The 8,831-nt window shown below is 63.2% G+C and carries 7 protein-coding genes and 1 pseudogene; 2 read left to right on the forward strand and 6 right to left on the reverse strand.

The features are described 5' to 3' along the window. Window position 1: 1 nt before the first annotated feature. The 4 genes from ACROSR_RS14265 to ACROSR_RS14280 form a co-directional block, all read right to left on the reverse strand. Window positions 2–970, reverse strand: coding sequence for an exosortase-dependent surface protein XDP2 (locus ACROSR_RS14265; RefSeq protein WP_432686181.1), 969 nt, complete (start codon window positions 968–970; stop codon window positions 2–4). Between the two features lie 185 nt (window positions 971–1,155). Then, window positions 1,156–2,502, reverse strand: a complete 1,347-nt coding sequence (gene aroA, locus ACROSR_RS14270; RefSeq protein WP_432686183.1) for a 3-phosphoshikimate 1-carboxyvinyltransferase — start codon at window positions 2,500–2,502, stop codon at window positions 1,156–1,158. An 89-nt stretch (window positions 2,503–2,591) separates the two neighbouring features. Beyond that, window positions 2,592–4,190, reverse strand: coding sequence for a phosphoglycerate dehydrogenase (serA, locus tag ACROSR_RS14275; protein WP_432686185.1), 1,599 nt, complete (start codon window positions 4,188–4,190; stop codon window positions 2,592–2,594). An 86-nt stretch (window positions 4,191–4,276) separates the two neighbouring features. Then, window positions 4,277–5,431 (reverse strand): phosphoserine transaminase, encoded by a 1,155-nt coding sequence (locus tag ACROSR_RS14280; RefSeq protein WP_432686187.1) that lies wholly within the window; start codon window positions 5,429–5,431, stop codon window positions 4,277–4,279. Window positions 5,432–5,589: 158 nt separating this feature from the next. Here ACROSR_RS14280 and serB point away from each other — a divergent pair, with 158 nt between their 5' ends. Together serB and ACROSR_RS14290 are read left to right on the forward strand one after the other, a co-directional pair. Continuing rightward, window positions 5,590–6,465, forward strand: a complete 876-nt coding sequence (gene serB, locus ACROSR_RS14285) for a phosphoserine phosphatase SerB (RefSeq protein ID WP_432686189.1) — start codon at window positions 5,590–5,592, stop codon at window positions 6,463–6,465. Window positions 6,466–6,617: 152 nt separating this feature from the next. Then, complete coding sequence (locus ACROSR_RS14290; protein WP_432686191.1) at window positions 6,618–8,075, forward strand: IS1182 family transposase; 1,458 nt, start codon at window positions 6,618–6,620, stop codon at window positions 8,073–8,075. A gap of 28 nt (window positions 8,076–8,103) precedes the next feature. Here the strand turns inward: ACROSR_RS14290 and ACROSR_RS14295 are convergent, their stop codons facing one another. Next, a complete protein-coding gene (locus ACROSR_RS14295) occupies window positions 8,104–8,598 on the reverse strand; it encodes an integrase core domain-containing protein (protein WP_432686193.1) in 495 nt (164 codons plus the stop codon). After that, a pseudogene (locus ACROSR_RS14300) lies at window positions 8,598–8,831 on the reverse strand (hypothetical protein); the annotation flags it as partial. The pseudogene ACROSR_RS14300 and the gene ACROSR_RS14295, both read right to left, overlap by 1 nt.

The following is an 8,831-nucleotide window of genomic DNA, read 5'->3' on the forward strand; positions in this document are numbered from 1 at the left end:
ATCAGCCCGAGCGGCGCGTGCGCAGCGCGCCGAACCCGAGGCCGAGCCCCCCGAGCAGCATCCAGAGCGACGCAGGCAGCGGCACGGCCGCGACGCTGAGCGGCGGGCCGAATATCTCGGGATCCTCGGCCGACAGGAAAAACCCGCCAAGGTCAGGGCCTGTGCCCTCTTGTTCCGCCAGTCGGAATCCAAACGCGGTATCGCCCGATCCAAGCCCGAAATCGGCCAGGTCAAATCCCCCGACACCCATTTCCTGCGCATTGGCAATCTCGACGGTATTGATCGAGAATCCGGCCGAAATGAAATCGCCGCTGTTGATTCTGACCGTATCGGAATACACGGGGTTTTCGAAGGTTCCGCCAGTAATCAGTTCGACATCGAAGATATCGTTCATACCGCGTTCAAAGAAAAGAACGTCCGGCAGACCGTCGTTGCCGACATCATCGAATGAAAGACTTTGGGCAAATTCGACCTTGAAGCTTGCAGGCTCGTCGCCGCCCTGCCCGCTCGATCCTTCGCCATCGGTAATCTCGCTCAGGCTGCGACTGTTGAAGGCGTTGAGAAGTGCGGCGTCCTGAATTGTCGGATCGGTGGTCTCCTGATCGGCGTCGGGATAGCCTGCCTTTGCGAACGGGGTGTCGTCGCCGTCCGACCCGTCGTCAGTGTCCCCCCATTCGGCGTTTATTCCGCCGCGGCCGGTCAGAACCTCGAACCGACTTACGGCGCTGAACGATCCCTGCGTCCCGTCGTATACCGTGTCCTTAGCGCTATCATCGGCACGAAATGTCAGTGAATCGAGGAGGACGTCATCGGTATATGGGTTGGACGTGTCATTGCTGCCCGACGGCGTGCTGACGATGATATTGCTCGGTGTAAGCACGGTCGCGGCCTCTGCCGTGGACACGCCCACAAGGGCGGTCAAGGGCATCGCGATACCCGCCACGACCGGGCCAGTTATTACTCTGTACATTGTACATTTCCACTTCTGGTTGTATATCAAACAGTTAAACAGCTGATCTGCGCGACGTCACGTACACAATAGGGCTTTAAGCATCAACATTGTTTCCCGCTGGACGCTGCGGCAAGAACGCACACAGGATGCGCAAGAGATGCACACACGCATGCATTCCACGGCATCGCCCCCAAAGAGGCGCGTCAACCGCGGCGGATATCCGCGCCGAGCTGTGCCATCAGCGGTTCGAATATGGGAAACGAGGTGGCGATCGGACCGGCGTCGTCGACGCTGACGGGGGCTTGGCTGGCCATGCCCATCACCAGGAACGACATCGCGATCCGGTGGTCGAGATGGCTGGCGCAGGTCTGTCCGCCCGGCACGCCACCCGGCCCGCGCCCCGTGACGATCCACCAGTCGGGACCGTCCTCGACGGTGACACCGCCATCGCGCAGGCCGTCGGCCATCGCCGCGATGCGGTCGCTTTCCTTGACGCGCAGTTCCTTGACCCCGCGCATCACGGTCTCGCCGCGCGCGAAGGCGGCGACCACCGACAGGACGGGGTATTCGTCGATCATGCTGGCCGCGCGTTCCGGCGGCACGCTGATGCCGCGCAGGTCGGGCGAGAAGCGCGCGCGCAGATCCGCCACCGGCTCGCCGCCCTCTTTACGCTCGTTTTCATAAACCAGATCCGCGCCCATCTCTCGCAGCGTGGTAAACAGCCCCGCCCGCGTCGGGTTGAGACCGATACCCGGCACCACCACATCGGATCCCGGCGTGATCAGCGCGGCACAGACCGGGAACGCCGCCGACGAGGGATCGCGCGGCACCGCGATGGTCTGCGGCACAAGCTCTGGCTGGCCGGTCAAGGTGATGACACGGCCCTCGGGCGTATCCTCGGTGACGATCCGCGCGCCGAAACCGGCCAGCATCCGCTCGGTATGGTCGCGGGTGGCCTCGCGTTCGATCACCACGGTGTCGCCGGGCGCGTTCAGCCCGGCAAAGAGCACGGCAGACTTGACCTGCGCCGACGGCACCGGCACCGTGTAGTTCACCGGGATCGGGTCGGCGGCGCCTTCGATCGTCATCGGCAGACGCCCGCCTGCGCGCCCCACCGCCCGCGCCCCGAACAGCGCCAGCGGATCGGTCACCCGCGCCATGGGCCGCTTGTTGAGGCTCGCGTCGCCGGTGAAGGTGGCGGTTATCCCGGTGGTGGCCATCGCCCCGATGATCAGCCGCACCCCGGTTCCGGAATTGCCGCAATCTATCACGTGGTCGGGTTCGAAAAAGCCGCCCACACCGACACCGTGCACGCGCCACGTACCGTCCGCGTCGCGCGCCACCTCGGCCCCGAAGGCGCGCATCGCGCGGGCGGTATCCAGAACGTCCTCGCCTTCCAGCAGCCCGGTGATCACCGTCTCGCCAACCGAGAGCGCCCCGAGGATCAGCGCACGGTGCGAGATCGACTTGTCACCCGGCACCGCGGCGCGCCCCGACAAGGGCCCGCTGGGATGCGATGTCATGGGGGTCGGCGTGGCATGGCCGGACATGGGCACCGGTTTCCTTTGCAAAGCGAAATCGCCTGCCTGATAGCGCAGGCAGGCGATCCCGTCCATCGCTCATCGGGGCGATGCCGCTGTCAGCCCATGTCGAATTGCAGCGGGCGGATCTGTCGGAACTTGCCCGTCGCATGCAACGCCTTGATCGCCGCCTCGGGCACCGGCGCGTCCACGTAAAGCAGGGCGATCGCCTCGCCGCCGGCATCGGAACGGCCGAGGGTGAAATTGGCGATGTTGACGCCGTGCTCTCCCATCGTGTTGCCCAACGTACCGATCATGCCGGGCTGGTCCTCGTTGGTGGTATAGACCATGTGCTGCCCGATCTCGGCATCGATATTGATGCCCTTGATCTGGATGAAGCGCGGCTTGCCGTCCGAGAACACCGTGCCCCCGATCGAGCGTTCGCGCTTGGACGTGACCACGGTAATCTTGATGTAGCCCTCGAAGGCACCGGACTTGTCCTGCCGGGTGGTGCTGATCTTGATACCGCGATCCTTGGCCACCACGGGGGCGGACACCATGTTCACCTCGGGGTTCACCGATTTCATGATCCCGGCCACGGCGGACGATGTGAGCGCACCAAGGTTCATCTCGCTGGCGACGCCATCGTAGAGGATGTTGATCGCCTTGATCGGCTCGTCCGTCATCTGCCCGATGAAATTGCCCAGATGATCCGACAACTTGATCCACGGCCCCATGACCTTGGCCTCTTCGGCGGTGACCGAGGGCATGTTGATCGCGTTGGCGACGGCCCCGGTCAGCAGGTAGTCCGACATCTGCTCGGCCACCTGCAGGGCGACGTTTTCCTGCGCCTCGGTGGTGGCGGCGCCCAGATGCGGCGTACAGACCACGTTGGGCAGGCCGAACAGCGGGTTCTCGGTCGCGGGTTCCTCGGCGAAGACGTCGAGGGCGGCACTGGCCACGTGGCCCGACTTGATGAGATCGGCGAGTGCCTGTTCATCGACCAGACCGCCGCGCGCGCAGTTGATGATGCGCACGCCTTTCTTGGTTTTCTCCAGCGCCTCGCGGCTGAGGATGTTGCGGGTCTGGTCGGTCATCGGCACGTGCAGGGTGATGAAATCAGCCCGTTTGAGCAGATCATCGAGTTGCTCGACCTTTTCCACGCCCATCTTGTCGGCCTTTTCCTGCCCGAGGAAGGGATCGTAGGCCACCACCTTCATCTTGAGGCCACGCGCGCGGTCGCAGACGATGCTGCCGATATTGCCGGCGCCGATCACGCCAAGGGTCTTGCCGGTCAGCTCCACCCCCATGAACTTGGACTTTTCCCATTTCCCGGCCTGGGTCGAGGCCGAGGCCGCAGGGATCTGCCGGGCGATCGAGAACATCATCGCGATCGCGTGTTCGGCGGTGGTGATCATGTTGCCAAAGGGCGTGTTCATCACGATCACGCCCTTTTTCGAGGCCGCGGCCTTGTCGATATTGTCGGTGCCGATGCCGGCGCGGCCGATCACCTTGAGGTTGGTGGCCGCGTCGAGGATCTTTTCGGTGACCTTGGTGGCCGAGCGGATGGCGAGACCGTCATAATCGCCGATCACCTCTGCCAGCTTGTCCTTGTCCTTGCCCAGATCGGGCTGAAAATCAACCTCGATGCCGCGATCGCGAAAGATCTGCACGGCGGTTTCGGAAAGTTTGTCGGAGACGAGTACCTTGGGTGCCATGTCCGGGTTCCTTTGATGAGACATATCGGGGAGGTGCCCGGACTCTTTGAAAGAGTCCGGACCGATTTCTTTGCAAGAAATCGTGGTTACGCCGTTTCGGACAGCGCCGCGATCTCGGTCTGGTAGGCCCACTCGATCCACGGCATCAGCGCGGTGACATCAGCGGTCTCGACGGTGCCGCCGCACCAGATCCGCAGACCCGGCGGCGCATCGCGATACGAGCCGACATCATACGCCGCATCCTCGGCCTCCAGCCGCTTGACGACGGCCTTGGCAAAGGCCGCGCCGTCAGTGATCCGGTCATCGGTGAACTTCAGGCAAACGGAGGTGTTCGAGCGTATCGCGGGCTCGTGGGCCAGGAACGCCAGCCACGGATGCTCGGCCACGAAGGACTGCACGACCGCAAGGTTCGCGTAGGCCCGCTCTCGCAGGCCGTCCATGCCGCCCACGCTGCGCGCCCAGTCGAGCGCCAGCAGGTAATCCTCGACCGCCATCATCGAGGGCGTGTTGATCGTCTCGCCCACGAAGATGCCCTCGTTCAGCTTGCCGCCCTTGGTCAGGCGGAAAACCTTCGGCAGCGGCCAGGGTGGCGTATAATTTTCCAGCCGCTCAACGGCGCGCGGGCTGAGGATGAGCATACCATGCGCCGCCTCGCCGCCAAGTGCCTTTTGCCAGCTGAACGTGGTCACATCCAGCTTGTCCCAGGGCAAGGTCTGCGCAAAGGCCGCAGATGTCGCATCACAGATCGTCAGGCCCTCGCGATCGGATTTGATCCAGTCGCCATTGGGCGCGCGCACACCGGACGTGGTGCCGTTCCAGGTGAACACGACGTCATTGTCGGTATCGACGCTGTCCAGATCGACGATCTCGCCATATTCGGCGGTCTTCACCTCGGCATCCAGTTTCAGCTGCTTGACCGCGTCGGTAACCCAACCCGCGCCGAAGCTTTCCCAGGCCAGCATCTCGACCTTGCGGGCGCCCAGCATGGTCCACATCGCCATTTCCAGCGCCCCGGTATTGGAGGCCGGCACGATGCCGATGCGGTAGTCGTCGGGCACGCCGAGGATCTCGCGGGTGCCATCGATCGCGGCCTTGAGCTTGGCCTTGCCCACGCCCGCACGGTGCGACCGACCCAAGGGCGCGTCAGCAAGCTTGTTCAATTCGAATGTGGGGGGTTTGGCACAGGGGCCAGAGGAAAAACGCGGATTGGCCGGCCGCGTTGCCGGTTTCTGTATCGTCATGTCTGCTATCCTTCCAGATAAGCGCCCTTCGTTGGGGAAGAGTGTCCCAACTCTGGCGATACGTGTTTTGCGCCTCTTTCGCAAGTGCGGAAATGGCGCTAAAGCGTCAATCGAGTGAAAAATGCGACATCCCGTGTCCACGATCGGAAACCTGCACAATGTTTACAACCACCCTCATCGCCCCCCCCGGCGCGCTGGACCCTGCCCTTGTCGAGGCGTTGCGCAACGCCTGGGGCGGCGGTGACGCGATATGGCTTGGACCGGATGAGGCGGCGGAATTCGACATGCCCGAGATGCCGGACAACCGCCACGATGTCTGGCAGGATCTGCACCGGCAGGGTGTCGACATGGTGGTCCAGCCCGGCCAGGGGCGCCGCAAGCGTATGCTTCTGGCCGACATGGACAGCACGATGATCCGGCAGGAATGCATCGACGAACTGGCAGAGGTGGCAGGGATCGGCGCACATGTGCGCGACATCACGGCACGCGCGATGAATGGCGAGCTGGATTTCGAGGACGCACTGCTGGAACGCGTGGCACTGCTGAAGGACCTGCCCGAGACAATGGTCACCGATGTCCTGAATACCCGCATCACCTATATGCCGGGCGGTGCCGAACTGGTCGCGACGATGCGCGCGCACGGGGCGTATTGCGCGCTGGTCTCGGGCGGCTTCACCGCGTTCACCGCGGCGGTCGCGGCGCATCTCGGCTTTGACGAACACCGCGCCAACACGCTGTTGTCCGCAGACGGCCTGCTGCTGGGGGATGTGGCGCGCCCGATCCTGGGCCGGGCGGCCAAGGTTCAGGCCCTTGAGGATATCACCGCCCGTCTCGGACTGTCCGAACCCGATGTGATCGCCGTCGGCGACGGCGCGAACGACCTTGGCATGCTGGAACGCGCGGGCACGGGGGTCGCCTTGCACGCAAAGCCCGCGGTCGCCGCGCAATGCGATATCCGCATCCATCACGGCGACCTGACCGCGCTGCTTTACGTCCAAGGCTACCGTCGGGCGGATTTTTCGCAGACCGTCTAGTGTTCGGCCCCCGACACAAGATGCCCGTGTCAGGGAAAGCACCAAGTCAGGAGGCACGTATCCCCAGCAAGAATGTCAAATGACCACATGCAGCCGAGGCTGTGTGAAAACCCCAAGATGTGGTATGCTTTCAGCGATATTTGGGGACATTCATGTCGGGTTTCATTGAAGGGGTGGATCGGGATCAGGTCACGCTGTTTCCGGACCGTGTGGAAGACTGGATTGACGAGGACAGTCTCGTCAGGGTTGTTGATCTGTTCGTGGACGAACTTGATCTAGCTGATCTTGGTTTCGCACGTACCTCGCATGCGCGGACGAGACGGCCGGGATATCGCCCGTCAGCCCTTCTGAAGCTTTTCATTTACGGGTATCTGAACCGCGTCCCGTCCAGCCGCGCGCTGGAGCGGGAGGCCGGGCGCAACGTGGAGGTGATGTGGTTGATGGGCCGGCTGATCCCGGACCACAAGACGATTGCCGATGTCCGGCGCGACAACGGTGCTGCGATCCGCAAGACCTGCGCCGGTTTTGTTCAGATCTGCCGTCAGATCGGCGTTCTGAAGGGCGATTGCGTCGCGATCGATGGCTCCAGGTTCAAGGCGGTGAATAACCGGGACAAGACCTTCACCAAGGGCAAGATCGCAAGCCGGATCGCCCACCTCGAGGCCGGCATCGATCGATATCTCGAAGAGATGGTGCGGATCGACCGGCAGGACAAAGGGGAGGCCCGAGAAGAAAAGATCGCCAATCTTGCCCAGAGATACGGTCGCATCCGGCAGGAGATCGAGCGTCTACAGGAGATGGATCAGGCATTGAACGACGCCCCGGACGGGCAGATCTCACTCACCGATGCGGATGCACGGGCCATGGCGACCAGCGCGCGGGGCAGCGGGCTCATTGGTTACAACACCCAGTCAGCTGTCGATACCGCAACACACCTGATCGTCGCGCATGACGTGACCAACACAGGGCACGATCGCGATCAGCTGGCGCCGATGGCGCAGGCCGCCAAGGCAGTTCTCGGACGCGACGAGATGAAGGCCGTCGCGGACAGGGGCTATTTCAGCGGTCGGGACATTCTGGCCTGTCACGAGGATGGCATCACCACGACCCTTCCGCGGCCCGAGACCTCGGGCAACCGGCGCAAGGGCATGTATGTGAAGGCCGACTTCGCCTATGATGCCGCTGCCGATGTCTACCGCTGTCCGGTGGGCGAAACGCTGACATATCGGTATACGACCGAGGAAGCCGGCCTGATGCTGAGGCGCTACTGGACGAACGTGTGCGCAGACTGCCCGGTCAAGGCGCGCTGCACCACCGGGAACGAGCGGCGGATCACCCGCTGGGAGCACGAGCATCTGGTCGACGAGATGCGAGATCGGATGAGCCGCGATCCCTCGCTGATGAGGCTGCGCCGCTCGACCGTCGAACACCCGTTCGGCACGATCAAGGCCTGGATGGGCGCGACACATTTCCGGATGCGGCGACTGACACATGTGCGCACGGAAATGGCGCTTCACGTTCTGGCCTACAACATCAAGCGTCTGATTGCCCTGATCGGGATTCGGCGGCTTCTGGCGGTGACCTGCCCCTTTTTGCAGGGCCAGTCGTAAGTCGAGCCTGTTCTCCTTTTGTGTGCCATCATTCGGCGGCGTGAGCAATGGGCGCGGGCGCGGAGCCATCGGGCAGCTCAAGCGGCTGCGCCCATTGCGTTTTGTCGAAGGGTCTTGCGGCTGCGAACTCCTCCGGGGTCCGATACTTCAGGCTGCTGTGCGGGCGCTCCGTGTTGTAATCGATCCTCCAGTCCTCGATGATTTCACGGGCTTCACCGATGTTGGTGAACCAGTGCTGGTTCAGGCATTCTTCGCGGTATCGCCCGTTGAAGCTCTCGATATAGGCGTTCTGGGTCGGTTTGCCCGGGTCGATGAAATACAGCTGAACGCCATGATCATCCGCCCATCCGTCGAGCGCGCGCCCGCGCAGTTCCGGGCCGTTGTCGACGACCAGGATATCGGGATAACCCCGTTCTCGGGCCACGCGTTCCAGCATCTCCACCACCCGCTCTCCCGGCAACGAGAAATCCACCTCGATCGCATTCGCCATTGTGCTTGAACCAATGGCGCAACAATGGCTCATCACTCGCGCGTGCAGTCATCCCTCAGGTTGGCCGTGCGAAACTTGCGGCGATTCGCCAGCGCATCGCTGGTGAAGTCGAGCGACCAGCGCTGGTTGGGTGCGATCGGGCACCAGGCCCCCTCACGGCCCTCACGCGGGATCTTCTTGCGCTTTGTGCGGCGCAGCCGCTCGACCATTGTCCTCGGACCAATGGCGGACAAGGTCTCGCCGTTCTTCGCGGTAGATCCGCTCGA

The organism is Roseovarius tibetensis (assembly GCF_050896375.1).
GTDB lineage: Bacteria > Pseudomonadota > Alphaproteobacteria > Rhodobacterales > Rhodobacteraceae > Roseovarius > Roseovarius tibetensis.